Annotated in this window: 9 protein-coding genes; 3 read left to right on the top strand and 6 right to left on the bottom strand. The window is 34.2% G+C overall.

Annotated elements, in window-relative coordinates; translation table 11 throughout:
- Window positions 1–144: 144 nt before the first annotated feature.
- The 6 genes from ACNRYB_RS17510 to ACNRYB_RS17485 all read right to left on the bottom strand — a co-directional run bounded on the left by ACNRYB_RS17510 (window position 145) and on the right by ACNRYB_RS17485 (window position 11,539).
- Window positions 145–2,742: an alpha/beta hydrolase family protein gene (locus ACNRYB_RS17510; RefSeq protein WP_473728111.1), complete on the bottom strand. Its 2,598-nt coding sequence runs from the start codon at window positions 2,740–2,742 to the stop codon at window positions 145–147.
- Window positions 2,743–2,766: 24 nt separating this feature from the next.
- The gene (locus ACNRYB_RS17505) at window positions 2,767–4,743 is read right to left on the bottom strand and encodes a TlpA family protein disulfide reductase (RefSeq protein WP_473728110.1); all 1,977 of its coding nucleotides are present in this window, start codon (window positions 4,741–4,743) and stop codon (window positions 2,767–2,769) included.
- An 8-nt stretch (window positions 4,744–4,751) separates the two neighbouring features.
- Entirely contained in the window at window positions 4,752–6,110 is a 1,359-nt protein-coding gene (locus ACNRYB_RS17500; protein ID WP_473728109.1) for a RagB/SusD family nutrient uptake outer membrane protein, read from the bottom strand.
- Window positions 6,111–6,128: 18 nt separating this feature from the next.
- Window positions 6,129–9,689 carry a SusC/RagA family TonB-linked outer membrane protein gene (locus tag ACNRYB_RS17495; RefSeq protein WP_473728108.1) on the bottom strand — a complete coding sequence of 1,187 codons (3,561 nt, stop codon included), beginning with the start codon at window positions 9,687–9,689 and terminating at the stop codon, window positions 6,129–6,131.
- Between the two features lie 176 nt (window positions 9,690–9,865).
- A complete protein-coding gene (locus ACNRYB_RS17490) occupies window positions 9,866–10,918 on the bottom strand; it encodes a FecR family protein (protein ID WP_473728107.1) in 1,053 nt (350 codons plus the stop codon).
- Window positions 10,919–10,993: 75 nt separating this feature from the next.
- Window positions 10,994–11,539 carry an RNA polymerase sigma factor gene (locus tag ACNRYB_RS17485; RefSeq protein WP_129748334.1) on the bottom strand — a complete coding sequence of 182 codons (546 nt, stop codon included), beginning with the start codon at window positions 11,537–11,539 and terminating at the stop codon, window positions 10,994–10,996.
- 579 nt (window positions 11,540–12,118) lie between these two features.
- Here ACNRYB_RS17485 and ACNRYB_RS17480 point away from each other — a divergent pair.
- The 3 genes from ACNRYB_RS17480 (at window position 12,119) to ACNRYB_RS17470 (ending at window position 18,201) form a co-directional block, all read left to right on the top strand.
- Window positions 12,119–12,268 carry a hypothetical protein gene (locus ACNRYB_RS17480; protein ID WP_473728106.1) on the top strand — a complete coding sequence of 50 codons (150 nt, stop codon included), beginning with the start codon at window positions 12,119–12,121 and terminating at the stop codon, window positions 12,266–12,268.
- 856 nt (window positions 12,269–13,124) lie between these two features.
- Window positions 13,125–15,800 (top strand): T9SS type A sorting domain-containing protein, encoded by a 2,676-nt coding sequence (locus ACNRYB_RS17475; RefSeq protein ID WP_473728105.1) that lies wholly within the window; start codon window positions 13,125–13,127, stop codon window positions 15,798–15,800.
- A gap of 445 nt (window positions 15,801–16,245) precedes the next feature.
- Window positions 16,246–18,201, top strand: a complete 1,956-nt coding sequence (locus tag ACNRYB_RS17470) for an alpha-galactosidase (protein WP_473728104.1) — start codon at window positions 16,246–16,248, stop codon at window positions 18,199–18,201.
- Window position 18,202 lies beyond the last annotated feature (1 nt).

Here is an 18,202-nt window from a genome sequence, read left to right as displayed (position 1 = left end):
AGCATAGTTGCTAGACTTATAAAAGGCGTTTCACTTGCATCAATTCACATAGTATTCTATGTGTCGAAGCTAGCTTCTTCTTTGCTCTCAAAAGAAAAAGAGAAAAAAATCTATGTTTCTATGTGTTTCATAATTTTAATTAAATTACATCCAGTCTGGTTTTGCGGCACCTTTTAAGTAGTAATCAAAATACTGCTGCATTTTGAGTGTCCAGTCTTTTCTATTGCTGGCATCGTCTAAGGTATGTCCTTCTTTTTTATAGTTTACCAATAAAGCAGGTTTTCCTAAACGACGAAGTGCAAAGAATAAAGATTGTCCTTCTTGATAAGGAACTGCGCGGTCATTATCATTATGGAAAATCAAAATTGGTGTTTTAATGTTTTTTGCAGCAAATAAAGGCGAATTTTTGATGTATCCGTCAAGGTTATCGTGCATTGAACTTCCCATACGATATTGATCGGCTTCGTATTTAAACATAGTCGAAATTCCATTGGATCTCATAACAGGATAATTGGCAGTAAAGTTGCTTACGCCAGAACCTACAATTGCACAAGTAAAAAGATCTGTTTTAGTGGTTAAGAAAGAAGTTTCGTAACCTCCAAAACTGTGTCCCTGAATTCCGATTTTACCTTTTTCAGTAATACCATTTGCAATTAAATAGTCGACACCGCTCATGACATCATTGTAAACGCTGTTTCCAACATCACCATAAACATAATGAACGTCTGGCTGAAAAACGATATATCCTCTGCTTAAATATGAAGGAATATTAATGTTTGAAGAACTAACTTCTGGCAGCTGATATGCATTAAATTCTGTTGTATGTTTTTCATAAAAATGAACAATTACAGGATATGTTTTTTTGCTGTCGTAATTGTCTGGCAGATAAAGATTCCCTTGGTTTTCTTTTCCGTTAAAGCTTTTCCATGTCAATACTTTTGCAGTTCCCCAAGCATAATCTTTCTGTTGCGGATTTATATCTGTCATTTTAGATTGTGAACCAAAATTAGCAGTGCCCCACCATAAATCTGGGAAAATAGTATAGCTTTCTTTGCTGAATAGTACACTTGAATTATCTCCAGAAACAGCTTCAATTCGCACATTATAATCAGCATTAGCAAATACTTTTGTAATCGTACTATTATTAGCTAATTTATATACTCCTTTTGATTTACTTGTGATATCAAAACCTATGAAAGTAATTGATTTTTTAGTGTCCAAATCTCCTATGAAGCCAGTTTCATTATAACGAAGCTCTACATTGTTTTTTCTTCCGTAACCTTGCGTCAGCGAATAAGCCTTTTTCTGATTCGTAAGATCGATTGCCCACAAATCAAACTGATCATAAAGAACTACTGTATTTCCGTTGTTTAACCAGCCAGCAATTCCGTAAGCCGTATTGGCCGATTTCATGTCTACGTTTTCATCTGAAACTGGAAAAGGAATTTGTGAACTTATGTTTTTAAACTGCAAAGAAGCAGAATCAAAAACTGTCCAAATTTTTTCTTTTTCATTATAATAAACAGCAAAACTTCCTTGCGGATTCCATGTTATACTTCCAAAAACTCCAGTTAGTACTTTTGTAGATTTTCCTGTCGAAGCATCAATCCAATATACATCGTTACGTTCATTAAAAGTCCAATCTACTTCTACAGCATATGGTTTTTTATCAATGGCAAAAACACCTTTGAAGTTTCCAGATTCTGGAATTAGAACCTGATCAAATTCGCCTGTTGAAGCAAGTTTTATAACTTTTTTATTTTGAATATCATAAATAAATTTCTGTTCACTTGGAAGCGTTTTCGTATTTCTTAGTAATTCCTGTCTGCGCTCCATAGTTCCCTGATTTGATCTCCAGATTTCAATATTCGATTTTGCAATCTGTGTATTTTCAGGACGTTTATTAGAATTTACTAATAGCGTAATAAAACGAGTGTTTTCGTTTAATCCGTATGCTGTTTTTGAAATCGAATAACCAGATTCGTCTAATTTAATATCATCATAGTTGAATGAAACTTTTGTAGAAGTATTATTCAGATTAAAAGAATAAACCACATTAAAATCGGAGCTGTTATTACCTTTCAAAGTAAAACTGCCGCCAATTTCTTTATCGTTTATTTGAAAATCGCCAAAATCTGATGCTTTTCCGCTGTAAATAGTTTCTTGTTTTCCGCCAATTGCTCCGTGTTTTAGAAAAACCTGATCCTTTTCAATCTGAACATACACGATCGATTTGTTCTTTAAAAAACGAGACGACTTAATGTTGCTTACAAAAGTACTGTCATTACTTTCTAAATTGTAACAAACCAAACGCTGCAAGAAGAATTTTCCTTTTGGAGTTTCAGGGCGAGTGTAGTACAGGAAATCGGTTCCGTCAAGTGCATTTGTGTAATGCTTGCTTTTCCAAAGTTTTTTAACTCCTGTTTTTAAATTCTGCAAAAGCGTGCTGTCATTTTTGCTGTACTGAATCCAGTCTTTTTTTCCGATGAACTTTAAATCACTGATATTCTCCAGCACCAATCGTTTTCCTTTTGGAGCTTCCTGAATAATAATCTGTTTTTTGTTTTCTTTTTCTTCATCTTGAAAAACAGTATTATACGACATCCATTTCCCATTATAAGAAATAGACTTGCTGTTAATTCGCTGCCACGATTGGTATGCCGATTCGTCTACTGCTTTTTTCTGTGCAGATAAACTATGCACACCCAAAGCGAGTGTACATAGTAAAACTATTTTTTTCATATTTTTTTGATTTTCAAAAAGCAATTATTCGTTTTTCAAAGCATTGATGACATTTGTAAGTTCATCTACTAATTGTCCTGGATTTCCAGAATATCCTTCAGATGTAAAACGGATTTTACCGTCTTTAATCACAACTTTTCTAGGAATACCGCTTGAATTAAAAATTTTGGCATATTGGCCAAAAGAAGCATTGTTTGTGCCACCGCCTTTTTTAACCAAATCAAAGTACGTATTGATTTTTAAACCTTTTTCTTTTAAATATGCCAAAGCTTCTTTTTTATAGCCTTCTTTAGTTTCCTGAGTACTGATAAAATAAATTTCAACTTGTTTATTATCTTTGAAATTGTTTACCAATTGCTGCATAGCTGGGAAAGCTTTTTTACAAGGCCCGCACCAAGTTGCCCAAAAGTCGATTACGATAATTTTACCGCTGTTTAAAGCCAAATCTTTTGTTTTGCCATCTGCTGACTGCACTTTAATTGGAGGAGCGGCGATATCAATCAGAGCGATTTTTTCTTCTGTTTTGTTTTCTTTTTTCAGCTGCTCCAAATAAGCAGGGAAATCAGCTTCTTTTTTGCCTTCTTTCAAATACAATTCTTTAAGTTTTGCAGTTGCGCCCTCAGATAAAGTATTGGCTCTTGCCGCATTTTTTAAAACCTCAATGATTGGTTTGTTGAAAGATTCTAATGCTTTGATATGGATATCGTTAATACTTGCTTTTTCATAACGTTTTTCAAATGGAAGCAATTCGAAAGTCTCTAAAACTTCTTTGTATTTTTTCAGCATATCATACATTCGAATCTGAATCACTAATTCGTTGTTAAGCTGATTTTTTGCATTTTCAGTGGCCTGATTTGGCGACCAATACAATCCTGACATATAAGACATGTCATTTACCTTTTCCTGCATCAGTTTAATCATAGGCACTGCCATAGTTTCAATAGTTGCAGCATCAACAGTTTTTAAGTACAGCGCTTTAGAAATATTCTGGTGATAAGCATCATTTAAATTAGCAAAATTCATGGTTGGAATCATGGCCAAAATGCTTTTATAATCTTTGTTTTCGAAATAATTAGTAAACTGCAATTTTACAATATTGTTATAAAAATATTTTTGAGACGACGGCACTTCAGAACTGTATGGAAAATCAGCTAAAAACTGTGCAATTAATTTATTTCTTTCTGCGGCATCTGCAGTAGGCGTAATTTTTTGATAAGCTTTTTGCCTTAAAAATGCTCCTTTTGGAAACTGTTTTACGATTACATTTTCAAGAGAATCTGCTTTTGTTTTGTTTTTTAGATCATTCAAATAAATGTGATACACTTTTAGATAAACTTCTTCAGGCATTCCTTTCATATTTTTTGTAAAATCCCCAAGGAAACGAGTGCCCAATTCCTGAAATTTTTCAGGTTTTTGAACTTTCAGAACTTGGAAATAAGTATCAAAAAACTCTGGAAATCTGTTGCCATTACTTGCTACTTCTTTTTTTAACCAATATTCTGTAGCATCGCCGTCAATAGAAAAATCTTTAAAATAACCTCCAAATTGGCCATTAAAATCCTTATTTCTAAAAGTTGCCCAAGCCAAATCTGCTCCTGGCATTTTTACTTTTGGTTCTTTAAAAGCAACCAGCATATATCCTGTATCCTGATTAGTATCGGTAACTAATCCGTTTTCGGTATTGCCATAGAATTTGAAAGCCATAAAAGCACAGTTTTTTGGAACTGTAAAATCGGCGCTGTAAACAGCGCCATTTTTTTTCATTTTCAGGTCTTCTATTTCCCATCTGTAATCATTAAAAACGTAAGCATAACCGCTTATATTTTTAACATTTTCTAAAGGTCCGCCTTTTGGATCATATGTCATGCTGAAAGTTGCTCCAGGAATCGGAATGTCGACCATTCCTTGTAATCTGGATTTAACTTCTTGGCTTTCGACCTGTAAGGTAAGGGCGCAGAACACCAATACCAATACTTTGATATTTATTAATTTTTTGAACATTGTAAGTTTTATTTGCCCAGTTCTGGGTTTAAATCGATATAATTTTGATTGATTGGGAAAACATATCCGTCGCTGTTTGGAGCTAGGGTATAGGTTTGGCCTTTGAAAACTCGGCTATAAGTTTTCTGATAAGTCGGATCTAAATTTAAGCGGCGCTGATCAAACCATCTGAATCCGCGTCCGATAAATTCTTTTTGCCTTTCAGTTAAAACCAAATCCAAAGCTTCCTTGTTTGTTGCTGCACTAACACTGTAAGCTGTTCCTGTTTTAAAACGTTTAGCTCTTAAGATATTTAAATAATCAACTGCTTTTTGTGGCTGTCCGCCTCGCGCATAACATTCTGCTGCGATAAGATACATTTCTGGCACTGAAACCCCGACGTTTATACCGTTTGTATTGCTGTAAGTCGCAATTCCAAATCCTCTTCCTGTGTAAGTAGGAGAGATGGCGATATTACCAGCAATTGTATAATAATCGTAGCGCAAGTCATTAGTTCCAAAACTGCTTAATAAATCAGGAGACAAAGGAGCTCTATTGTAGGTATTGAGTAAAGTTTTAGAAAATATTACTTCAGGATTCTGAATCAGAACGGGATAACTGTAGCCAGAAGCAAATGTTTTTAAATCAATCAGGCCATTTTGCATCTGTAAAGCTTTTTCTGCATTTTCAAGACTCAACTGATATTGCCCCATATATAGATATGTTCTGGCAAGTAATGCATACACCGCTTTTTTAGAAGGAAGCACATTAAATGGAGGAGAATCCTGAATATCATTGGCTAAGGCATTCTTTAAATCAGATATAATTTGATCGTAAACTTGAGCAACAGTGCTTCTGTCTAATGAAGAAAACAGTTCAGGTTTCAATAAAATAGGCACAGATTTTTCTGAATTCGCAGAAGCTGGATCAAATTGAGGTCCGTAAGTGTTTACTAGCTGCAAGTAAGCAAATGCTCTATGCACAAAAGCCTCAGCATAGATTTCTTTTTTTTCTGCATCTGTTCCTTTTTGGCTGCTCATTACGCCATCTAGGATTACGTTACTGTAATAAATTGCTTTGTATAATCCGATCCAGTCTGAATCGCCCTGAGAAGGATCGTAAATTCTGTCCTGCCAAGTATAGCTGTTTGCCCAAATTGTACTTACTCCGTTTTGATAAGTTGTCGGAAATTCAACATCAGCATTAGCAATAAGATAGATTCCTCCAGAAGAAGTCATATCGTTATAGCTGTTAGCTAATGCCCTGTAATCAGAAGTATATTTTAAAATTCTGTTATTTCCAACTTGTTCAACTTCAACATAATCTCGGCATGAGTTTAGTAAAAGCAAAGGAAGGATTATATATAATGCGGTTTTTAGAAATTTCATGATAATCTGTTTTTTAAATTAAAAAGTGCAATTAAATTGTAACGAGTAATTACGCTGTGGGGCAAGTGTATTGTAATTAGCGTTTGACAAGTATTGCGGATCGATTCCTAAATCATTTTTAACCCAAAGCAATCCAAGATTTCTAGCGGCAAAATTGAAACTTAATGACTTAATAAATGTTCTTTCTAACCATTGTGATGGCACATTATATCCTAACGAAATCTGCTGCAATCTAATATTGTCTGCAGGAAGCACATTAATATCTGCCATTTGGTAACGGTTCAAGCTGTTAAAGCTAATATTGGTTAGGCCAGGAACATTTGTAATAGCTTCGTCTCCTGCTTTTCTCCATCTGTCAGCCACTAGCTCGTCTTTAGCAACAGCTCCAGACTGTACGCCAGAATATGAAGGATAATTTTGCAATACGGTATTTCTAAATACGTGTCCTGCATAATAAGTTATTTGCACTCCTAATCTGAAATTTTTAAAAGAAAAATCATTAATAAAGCCTCCAAAATAAGGAGCAAAAGAAGTTCCCATTCTTTTCAAATCGTCTTTATCTATTGCTGCAATTCCTTGAGAAGAGTTAACGATTGTACCGTCTTTTTTATACACCTGAGACTGTCCAGTTGCATCCAGTCCAGCCCAGTTGTAAGCATAGATTGTTCCAATACTGTTTCCAACCATAGCTGCTGAACCAAAATATTGGTTAGTGCTGTTTAATACATAGCGAGAGTCTGTAACTTCATTGGTATTGTAGGAGAAATTAAGGTTGCTGTTCCATTTAAAGGCAGTATTTATAACTGTTCCTGAAAGAGACAGATCAACACCATGACCTTTTAAAGAAGCGGTATTATACGTTACAAATGGCCATCCATAAGTTGGATTAAAAGGAAGGCTTGCTAGAATATCATTCGTTTTTTTATAATATAAATCAAGACTTCCTCGTAAACGATTTTTGAAGAATCCGTAATCTAGACCATAGTTTAGTGTTGCCGTTGTTTCCCATTTAATTTCAGGGTTTTCAGGGATAGAAATAGAAGCTGTTGGTAATTGCGTGTTGAAATCGACAGATCCAATACTGATTACAGGACTCTGGCTTCCAAATCCTCCTGCAGGCGAACTTCCAGATTTTCCATAAGTAACTCTTAATGCTAAACCGCTTAACCAGTTTACATCGCTTAAGAAAATTTCTTTATTGATGTCCCATTTTCCGCCTACAGACCATAATGGCAATGCTCTGTTTTTTCTAGAAGCTCCCAATAGATTAAAATCATCAAAACGAATGCTTCCAGAAACATGGTAACGGTTCTTAAAATCATAAGAACCTAGTCCGTAATAGGATAAATAACGGTTTCTTGATTTGCTAATACTATTATCAGTGCTTCCAATAATGCTCTGCCATCCGTAAACAGTAGTATAATACACTGTAGGATTTACCGATTGTCCTGAGTTAGTATCAATATTGTAACCATAGTATCTTTGGCTTGAACCTTCTCTGCGTTCTTCTCTAATTTCAGAACCAGCTAAGAAATGCAGGCTGTTGTTTTCGTTAAAGTTCTTATTGATATTCATCTGAAAACGCATACTCTGAGTATCATTGCTGGAATTGGTATTATACAAATAAGATCCTAAGGGTATACCATAAACTAATTTTCCAGCTGTATTAACTGATGTTGCCTGATTAATCATATTTCGAGTATAATAGCTGTCTAATTCACTCAAAGATTTGATTTTGTTGGTAATATTAGTGTACATTCCAGACGCTTCAAAATTTAGCCAATCTGTAATTGTTGCTGTTAAACTGGCATTTAATCTTAAGTTAGCACCTTTGGTTATCACGTTAGAATAATTCAGCTCATCTAAATAATTGTAAGACCAAGGCAAGTATCCTTTTGCTTCAAATCCTTTTGCGACTTCTGGTCTGAAAAGGAAATAGCGGTCAATTCCTTTTCCGTTTTCATCAGCAATCATATCGTATGGTCGCAAGGCTGTGGCCGATACATTTGAAAGAGCTTCGTTTGCAACGTTATTGTTTTGATAGGTACTTGGAACGTAATTTACTCCTGTATTTAACTTTAAGTAGCTTTTAAGCTGAAAAGAATTGTTTAATGTGATATTATAAGATTGGGAATTGTTTCCTTGCATTGCAGCCTGATCTTTATTATAGCCTAAAGACAGATAATAAGTGCTTTTTTCGTTTCCTCCATTTATAGATAAATCGTATTGGGTCGTAACTGAATTTCTTAATAAATATCTGTTTATCTGCCCCAAATTATCATTTTGTGATAGCTGGCTCAATAATGCATCTCTTTCAGAAACAGAGATTTGCCCTCTTTTTTGTCTGAACATTATTTCTTGTGCTGCACTTGGATTAAGGGCTTGCCAGTTCGAAATATTATCAGCTACAAATCCGCCAGCCACAAGATCTTTTTCATAATCGATGTATTGTGCAGTATTCATAACACGAAGTTTTCCCAAGTCTATTTTTTCTCCAATACTTGTAGTAGTATTAAAAGTTATAGATGGTTCACCTTTTTTTCCTTTTTTGGTTGTGATTACAATAACGCCATTAGCAGCCATTGATCCCCAAATTGAACTTGCTGCGGCATCTTTTAAAACCGAAATGCTTTCTACATCATCTGGATTAAGAAAACTTAAAATAGAAGTTCCTGGTACGCCTCTTTTAGAAAATGCAAAATCTTCTCTTGACTGCGGAAAACCATCAATAACAATTAACGGCTGTCCTGTTCCGCCAAAATTATTTGTTCCTCTGACACTGATTGATCCTGTTCTTGGATCAACATTTACACCAGCAAGTTTTCCTTCTAGCCTTGACTGGATGTCTACTGTCGGAACCTCAGCAAGTTCTTTTGCGCCTATTACTCCAATAGCTCCCGTAACTCTTTCTCTCGGGATTTCAGTATAACCGTTAGAAGCAGGAATTTCAACAGAATGGAGTTCCATAACATCTGGTACAAGTGTAGTATTGATTACTCTTTTATTGTTAACGGCTACGGTTACAGTCTTATATCCTAAAGAGCTGAAAACAATGGTATCATAAGGAGAAACCCTCATTCGGTAATCACCTTCTTTTCTAGTAATATCCCAAGTTTGTTTTCCTTTTAGCACTACGTTTACGCCAACCATCGGAGCACCATTTTTGTCGGTAACTTTTCCTGTTAGTTCATATTCCAGCTGTTCTGCTTTCTTTTTATTTTTCTTTACAATTACTTGCTTATCAATAATATCAAAAGTAAGATTGTTGTTGGTGAAAGCATTATTTAAGATTTCTTCTAAAGTAGCATCTTTGTCCAATGTAATGGTATTGGCAGATTTAAGCACATCGTCATTATAGAAAAAGACATAGTTAGTCTGTTTTTCTAAAGTAGAAAATACCTCGGTTAGTGGCGTGTTCTTGAAACGAACATGTATTTTATTTTGTCCTAAAGAAGGGTTCGCATATAAACTACACATACTTATCCAAATAAATGCAGTAACAGATCTCATAAGCAGCAGATATAGGTAATAGTGGTATCGTTCAGAAAAATACTTTTCTGAATTATGTTTTTTATTCATAATTTTGTTTTGAATTTAAGATATAGTCAATTAGCGTTGACTACTGTTCTACAATGCCAAAAGATGGTTCCAACATCTTTTGGTTTTTTTTTGGTTAGTTTTTACAAATAAGGTTGATATGTTTATTTCTGGTCTTCTATCATAGGCTTTGGTGGTTTTAGAATTGATTTTTTTATTTATTTAATTGTAATAGTTCTTTGGTTTGCGTTAACAGTACAGCTGCTGTTGGTAATACTCGCTAAAGTACTCGCCAGCGAATTAAGGTTTTCATTTAAGGCAAATGATCCCGAATAATTGGCATCAAGGTTTAAATTATCGCCTTTGATAAATTCTATTTTATAATATTTTGAAAGTTTGCCTAAAATCGTATTCAATGACTGGCTTTTGAAAGTAAAATAGCCTTCTCTCCAAGACAATGCAGAAGCAACATCTTTTAGTTCGACTTTAATCTGCTTTTTATCTTTGTCGATTGTGGCCATCATTCCAGGCGTTAAATCTTCCTGAATTTCTTTATTGCTTAACAGCCCTTTTTTGTTATACGTAATTCGAACTTTTCCTTGCAATAAGGCAGTTTGGACTGTCTGGTCTTCAGGATAGGAACTTACATTGAAAACCGTTCCGAGCACACGGACATCGCATTCTTTTGTTTTTACAAAAAAAGGTTTGGCTTTGTTGTGCGCTACATCAAACGCCGCTTCGCCAGTTAAATACACTTCACGAATTGCTCCATCAAATTGAGCTGGATAAATTAAAGATGAACCTGAATTCAGCCAAACCTTTGTACCGTCAGTTAAAACAATCTGCGTTCTTTTACCGTAAGGAACTCTAACTGTATTAAAAGAAGTGCTGTTAGCATTTGTGTTAATTGACTGCGTTCCAACTGTTACCTTTTCACCGTTTTTTCCATAACTAATTACCGAACTGTCCTGTACAGCGATAGTTTTTTGGTCTTGCAGTACAAGAGAGATATTCTCTAAGTCTGCGTTAGACATTGTTGTTTCTCCTTTTTCAGCAAAAAGCTCTAAATCTGTTTTAGGTTTGCTTTCTGGAGTTCGACTAATAAACAATGCGGCTAATAATGCTACGCTGGCAGCCGCAGAAAAGGCGATTAATCTTTTCTTATTCCTGATTCTGGATTCTTTTTGCTCCAGTTCTATTAGTCCATGACGAATTTGACTCTTTAGAGAGTCTTTTTCATCGTTCGATATTTTGTTAAAGTTAATTTGCAAGGCGATGTTTTTATGGGGTATATAATACTAAGAGAACAACTCTTGTAAAACATAGACATAAAAAATAACCTTTTTTTAAAGTTTTTTTCTTAATTCTTTCAAACACCTGTAAATCAGTGTTCTGCAAGACTCGATAGAAATGCCCAAAATAGAGGCAATTTCTTCATAAGGTTTGTCCTCGTTAAATCTGTAGAATAATGCTTTGCGCTGTTTTTCTGTAAGTTCTTCCATTGCAAAAGCCAGTCTGGAGTTTAGCGCTGTATGATTTTCTTCTTCGATCAAAGCATCTTCAAAAGAAAGTTCTTTTAATATAACAGAATCATAATCAGTACTTAGGGAAAATATTTTCTGCGTAGCTTTATGTTTTTTTAAAACATTTCGTTGCGTGATTTTAAACAAATACGATTTTACATTGACACTTTCGGCAAGACCGCTTCGGTATTTGTAGATGTCTAGAAAAACATCATGAATAGCATCTTTAGCAATTGAAGTTTCGTTAGTATATTGTAAAGCAAAAGTTAGCAAAACATCAGCGTAGATATCATACAACTTCTCAAAGGCGGTAATATCACCTTTTTTAATCTGCTGCCATAAAAAAATATCTGTTGTGGTATTCTCCATTTAAGGAATGAAATTGCTTTTGATTTTTGAACAAATCTATAACTTTTATCAGTTGATTAGATAATATTTCGAATTTTTCGCATCATTTTGAAGATTTTTCTTGAAATAATGTGTATTATTTTGTTAAAATCAAACTAGTTTTCAAGGTTGCTTTTCTTGTTTTAGATGTTTTTAAATGTATTGGGTCTTAAAAGTTTTGAATCGACAAAATGAGTATTTAGCGGAATTAAAGTCTTGTCATTTTTTTGGGAAGGCTCAGATGATTGTAGTCAACGATAACTACGTTTAATCGATTTTGTAAATTGGACGGAACCCATATTGAGATGTACAATTATAAAACAAAGTCCATGAAATTAAATAAGATGAAATGAAGCAAAAACTGCAATTTACTCTATTATTAAATAAATGGATGTGCTAACGAAAAATGTAGTTAAAGTTAAGGGCACATTTTTGCTCCTTATTTTTTACAATCTCATGTTTAAAGTCAAAGGCTATTTTCAAATTCGCCTATTTTTTTGTGTGAAAAAAAATATGGAGTCTATACAGGTTCTTTCACATTATTTGGCTCTGATTAAAAAAATGAAATTAAAAGCAAAAATGATTCAGAATTACTTTGTTTATAGTCTCAATAAAAAATGGCGCCAATTGTCTTCAATTGGCGCCATCTGGCTCAGTGACCTCAACAAGATTCAAACCAGTTCTTTAAACTGGAGATTAGATTCTTTTTAAGGCAAAGATTTCTTTCTTTCTAAAGATTTTTTAATTGCGATTTTGGCCGACGATGCAAAAATTGATCCGGTTAGCAAATTTGTTTAAATGGATAGACTATTTAAAAGTTAGTTAGTTAGTTAGTTAGTTAGTTAGTTAGTTAGTTAGTTAGTTAGTTAGTTAGTTAGTTAGTTAGTTAGTTAGTTAGTTAGTTAGTTAGTTAGTTAGTTAGTTAGTTAGTTAGTTAGTTAGTTAGTTAGTTAGTTAGTTAGTTAGTTAGTTAGTTAGTTAGTTAGTTAGTTAGTTAGTTAGTTAGTTAGTTAGTTAGTTAGTTAGTTAGTCTTTGTTTTTTTTGAGATTTTTTTACTGTGTTTTTGTCGATTTAAAAAATTTACATGTACCAATATCCTAAGATTTTGATATTATAATTAGGACAGAGCAATTAGTATGGAAGGAAATTTGTCTTTTTGTGCATTTTGTTGGAGCTATTTAAATTAAATGTTTTTTTTTTGAAAACCTGTCATTTTATTTTAATTAAGAGACACATTACAAATGATGTTTTTTGTAAGATTTTAAATTGTATTTTTTTTCGTGCCTTATTTGTGCTCCGACCTAGTTTACCCGTTGTAAAATTAGGAAAGTTAATTTCTGCATTGGCATGTAGAGGGAGCTAAGAAATCCAAAATATAATTTAAAATAGAGTTTAAGATGTTCGTAGAAGTATTTAACTCTTTTTTTTGAATTCAAGAATGAAAAGACAATTAAGATTATTGAATTCTTTTTAAACGACTCTTTTTAAGTTACATAGTAATATTTTTTGTATTATTGTAGTATAGTACAGTATAGAACTGTTATTTACTAACTAATTAAGAAAACCATGCAAAAAATTACAAATGAAACATTACCAGTTAAAAACATTCTAGCTTTAATGCTTTTTTTATTAACAATCTGTAGCTGGGGACAGACTTACGAGTTTGAAAACGGTACTCGTACAGGAAATGCCGACATTCAGAATTGCGATTCCTGTTCAGGAAAAATAGTCGGTAACTTAGGTGGAACGGGAAGTGTCTCTGTAAACGTAAACGTAGCTACAACAGGCTGGTACAATCTGCAATTGTTTTACTGTACAGGAGATCCACGCACGATTAGGTTAACTGCAGGTTCAGCCACGGCTATTGCAATTCCATGTGAGCCAAGTGGAGGATGGAGTACAGCGGCGTCCAAAAATATAAGTGTCTATCTAAACAGCGGAATAACCACTCTGCTTTGGGATAATACGAATTCGTGGGCTCCTAATCTGGATAAGTTTATTTTGACACCATTAGCGGCAGGAACTAACCAAACTATCGCTTTTGGAACAAACAATAGTATTGTTTATAACCTCACTAATAAAACCTATAGCATAAAGTTTAATGGTGCAACTGTAATTAGCAATGCATCTGCTTATGCAAACAGTGATCAACAATACTTAAGCAGTAATTTTGCTTCAGCAGTTTATACTTCAGAACCGTTTGCAGACAATATAGGAAGCGGCACCAAACATATTTTTACTTTAAGTGGGAATTATAATCTTGGAATGCAACAGATTTTTTACACTTATACCAATAAAAACTATTTAGCTGTGCAAGTAGTCTTAACAGGAAACGGATCAAACTGCTATAAAATGTCGCCTTTAACCAGTAACCAGATAACGCCTAATTTTGGAACAGGAGATACAAGAGCCGTATTTGTTCCTTATGACAATGACGCTTGGATAAGATACAATGCTTATACTTTAAATTCGGCTGAGTTTACAGCATCAGAAGTAACCAATATTTATAACAATACCAATCGTAAAGGTTTGGTAATTGGTTCTTTGGAACATACAAAATGGAAAACAGGTGTTACGGTAAGCGGTGGAGGTTCTTCGTCGGCTTATGTTTCCGTTATTGCAGGATGGACTAAACAAGATGTGACCAGAGATGCAAGAGGACATGGTTGGGTGAATGTAGGGCAGACGAGCTGTCCTTCTCCAAAAATAATGATTAATGCTACGAACGACTGGAGAACAGGATTTGAAGAATTTGCGCAAGCCAACGCAGCGATGCAACCTAAATATATTTTTGATTGGACAGCTCCAAAACCAATTGGATGGAACAGTTGGGGAGCTATGCAGACCAATATTAACTTAACGAAGGCAAAAGCAGTTGTAGATTTTTTTCATAATGATTGCCCTGCATTTAAAACAGAAGATAATACTTTATTCATCGACTTGGATTCGTATTGGGATAATATGAGCGATGCCGAATTGGCACAATTTGTTACTTATGCAAAAAGTAAAGGATATAAGGCTGGAATTTATTGGGCTCCGTTTGTAGATTGGGGAAAATACAATCGTCAGGTTGAGGGAAGTTCGTATACTTATAATCAGTGTTGGACAAAAGTCAATGGAAACCCTTTAGAATTGGATGGCGCTTACGCTATGGACCCAACAAGTCCTGGAACTAAAGCAAGAATTCAGTATTTTATAAATCGTTTTAAAACGGCTGGATTCGAAATGATAAAGATTGACTTTTTGACTCATGCAAGCATTGAAGCAGACAGCTTTGCAAATAACCAATTGCATACAGGAATGGAAGCGTATCAAGAAGGAATGAAATTCTTGATTGACCAAATTGGAGGAACTATGTTGGTTCAGGCAGCTATATCTCCTAATCTCGCTACTGGTCCTTTCGTGCATGTAAGACGTATTGCATGTGATGCATACGCGACAATAAGTGATACTGATTATACTTTGAATAGTACAACTTACGGCTGGTGGCAAAATCAAATTTATGATTATATCGATGCAGATCACGTAGTTTTTGGAAATGCTTCAATTGGACAGAATCGTGCAAGATTATTAAGTAGTGTAGTTACAGGAACGGTAATTACTGGTGATGATTTTTCTGTTGCTGGACAATGGAAAACCACTGCGCAGAGCCTTTTGCAAAATAATGATGTAATGGATGTCGCACGTAACGAAATGCACTTTATTCCTGCAGATGGAAATACGGGATATAATGCGGCGAATGTTTTTTCGGCAACGCATAATAACGTTACTTATGTCGCAGTTTTTAATTACAGCAATTCGGCTACGACAAATAATATCAGTTTGAGTCGTTTAGGGCTTGGTTCAGGCAATTATACTGTTAAAGAACTCTATTCTGGAGCCACGAGTACAGCTCAAAGCACATTAAGTGTTCAACTACCTCAGGCTGATGCTGCGATTTATGCTATTTCTAGCGGGACATTAAGTACTCCAAGTTATAATAGGGCGAATGCTTCCACTAATTATGTTTTTCCTAATCCTGCGACAGACAGTTTTAGAATTAAGTTTGATCAGGAAATTAATGGTCCAACAGCAATCTCGGTGCATAATATAGCAGGAAAAGAAGTTTGGAAAACTACTGTTACGACAAATGGAACAATTAGTTCAGAAATTCCCGTAAACGGTCTTACAAAAGGCGTTTATGTAGTAAAAGTGAAAGCATCTGGACATCCGCAGCAAAATTTTAAATTTGTTAAGAATTAAAAATCTTTAAGTAACTTTTAAAAGTCCCGATTTTCATTATGTTGAGAATCGGGATTTTTTGTATCGACATTTTAGGATTTTCAAATGGCAAATTTGAAATAAAGTACTTCTTGTGCTATATATTTTTTATTTGTTTTTTTTTGAAATTTTTATCCGTTTATTGTCAGATTGACTATTTTGAGGAAAAAAATGCAATCCTTTTTAAGTGATTTTATTTGTTGATTTATAGGTGTTTATGTTTTTGTAATCGGAAAAAATGAGCACTATTTTTACTTATATTCTTGCAGGGTTAATTTTAATTTGTATTATTGTAGTATAGAATAGTATAATAAACCAAAAAGCTTATCTAATGAACCACTATCCTTTTCCTTTAAAAAAACTGTTTTTATCCATTTTTCTGGCAGTATTTTTTTGTGTATCAGCTTTAGCGCAAAAAAACATTACAATGAATTTTGGTAAAAGCGGAGTCATTATTTATGATGTGAAACAAAAAACTATTTCAGTAAGCCAATCTGGAAAAACTGTATTTAGCGGAGCAAAAGCTTCTGTTATAGTTAACGGAAAAACCATAACGACAGATTCATATCCGGATGCTGTTTTTGCAAAACAAACCATAAAAGATGATTTAGGTAATGGTTTAAAATATACTTTAACTTATAAAGAGAAAAATAACCCAACTTTAATTCAGAGTTTTTATACTTACACCAATAAGTCTTACTTTATAACTCAAATAGAAATAGTAAATAACGGAAAACAGATTGCGACCAATTATATTTCACCATTAGATTTAGGCAAAATTGCTTTTGATAAAATTGAAAATCTGCATAGCGTTTTTGTTCCTTATGACAATGATGCTTTTATAAGTTATAATTCTAAAAAACTAGATACTATTTCTCAAAATACTAGCGCAGAAGTTGGAATTATATTCAACAACAATTCAAGAAACGGTTTTATTGTAGGTTCGCTTGAACATACAGTTTGGAAAAGCGCTGTTAAAACAATCAATAAAAATAAAGAAGCACAATTTTCGGCTTGGTCTGGATTTTCAGAAAAAGAAATAACTAGAGATAGTATTGCGCACGGAATAATAAAAGGTGAAAAAGTTTTATCGCCTAAATTCTTCGTCGGATATTATTCTGATTGGAGAGAGGGAATGGAAGAATATGCAAAAACAAATCGTATTGTAGAGAAACCTTTTGTTTTTACTTGGGATAAACCAACTCCAGTTGGCTGGAATAGCTGGGGCGTTTTGATGGAGAAAATTAATTTTGAAAATACGACTAAAGTTGCCGATTTTTTTGCGAATTCAATTCCGCAATTTAGAGTAGGAAACACAGCTTATATTGATCTTGATTCTTTTTGGGATAATATGGTAAAAGGCGGATTTACAGGAGACTTTAGCAAATTAAAAGAGTTTGCAGATTACTGCAAAAGCAAAGGTTTAGAACCTGGAGCTTACTGGGCGCCTTTTACAGATTGGGGTTGGAAAGATGGACCAAACCGTAAAGCAGAAGGCAGTGATTATACTTTTGGACAATTGTGGACTAAAACCGGAAATACTTATTTTGATTTCGACGGTGCACGTGCCATAGATCCAACACATCCCGGAACTCTTAAACGCGTTGATTATGTTATTAATAAGCTAAAAGCATGTGGTTTTAAAATGATAAAAATTGACTTTTTAGGTCACGCCGCAGCAGAATCGACTTCATTTTATGATAAAAATGTAACCACAGGAATGCAGGCTTATAAAGTAGGAATGGAACATTTAGTAAAAGCACTAGATGGGCAAATGCTAATTTATGCTGCAATTTCTCCTAATATGGCTACAGGCCGTTACGCACACGTTCGTCGTATTGCATGCGACGCTTGGAAAACAATCGAGCAGACACAATACACATTAAATAGCGTCAATTATGGCTGGTGGCAAACGTATTTGTATGATTATATAGATGCAGACCATGTGGTTTTTGCAGATGTTACCGAAGGCGAGAATCGTGCAAGATTAATTTCGGCTGTCATTACTGGAACATTAATTACAGGAGACGATTACAGCAAAGAAGGAATCTGGAGCAAACGAGCTAAAGAATGGCTTCAAAATCAAGAATTGCTTAAAATCGTTGCCAATGGAGTAGCTTTCCGCCCAGTAGAAGGAAATACGGGAAAACTAACAACTGAAGTTTTCGAACAAAAAATAGGAAATGATTGGTATGTGGCAGTTTTAAATTATGGTTCAGCAGCTAAAAAATTTGCTCTGCCATTAGAAAGACTTGGTGTTAAGAACGGTAATTATAAATTGCAAAATCTTTTTACAGCCGAAATTGTTGAGATAAAAAACAACAGTATAGATTTAAATCTCGGTGCTAAAGATGCTGGTTTATTTAAGATAGTAAAACGTTAAT

The organism is Flavobacterium sp. CR10 (assembly GCF_055814415.1).
This window is presented reverse-complemented; position numbering and strand designations above follow the sequence as displayed.

Excerpts from the sequence above, each read along its gene's own strand:
- ACNRYB_RS17470 (WP_473728104.1), top strand. The coding sequence starts at position 16,246 with ATGAATTTTGGTAAAAGCGGAGTCATTATTTATGATGTGAAACAAAAA.
- ACNRYB_RS17475 (WP_473728105.1), top strand. The coding sequence starts at position 13,125 with ATGCAAAAAATTACAAATGAAACATTACCAGTTAAAAACATTCTAGCT.
- ACNRYB_RS17500 (WP_473728109.1), bottom strand. The coding sequence starts at position 6,110 with ATGAAATTTCTAAAAACCGCATTATATATAATCCTTCCTTTGCTTTTA.
- ACNRYB_RS17510 (WP_473728111.1), bottom strand. The coding sequence starts at position 2,742 with ATGAAAAAAATAGTTTTACTATGTACACTCGCTTTGGGTGTGCATAGT.
- ACNRYB_RS17495 (WP_473728108.1), bottom strand. The coding sequence starts at position 9,689 with ATGAATAAAAAACATAATTCAGAAAAGTATTTTTCTGAACGATACCAC.
- ACNRYB_RS17485 (WP_129748334.1), bottom strand. The coding sequence starts at position 11,539 with ATGGAGAATACCACAACAGATATTTTTTTATGGCAGCAGATTAAAAAA.
- ACNRYB_RS17505 (WP_473728110.1), bottom strand. The coding sequence starts at position 4,743 with ATGTTCAAAAAATTAATAAATATCAAAGTATTGGTATTGGTGTTCTGC.
- ACNRYB_RS17480 (WP_473728106.1), top strand. The coding sequence starts at position 12,119 with ATGAAATTAAAAGCAAAAATGATTCAGAATTACTTTGTTTATAGTCTC.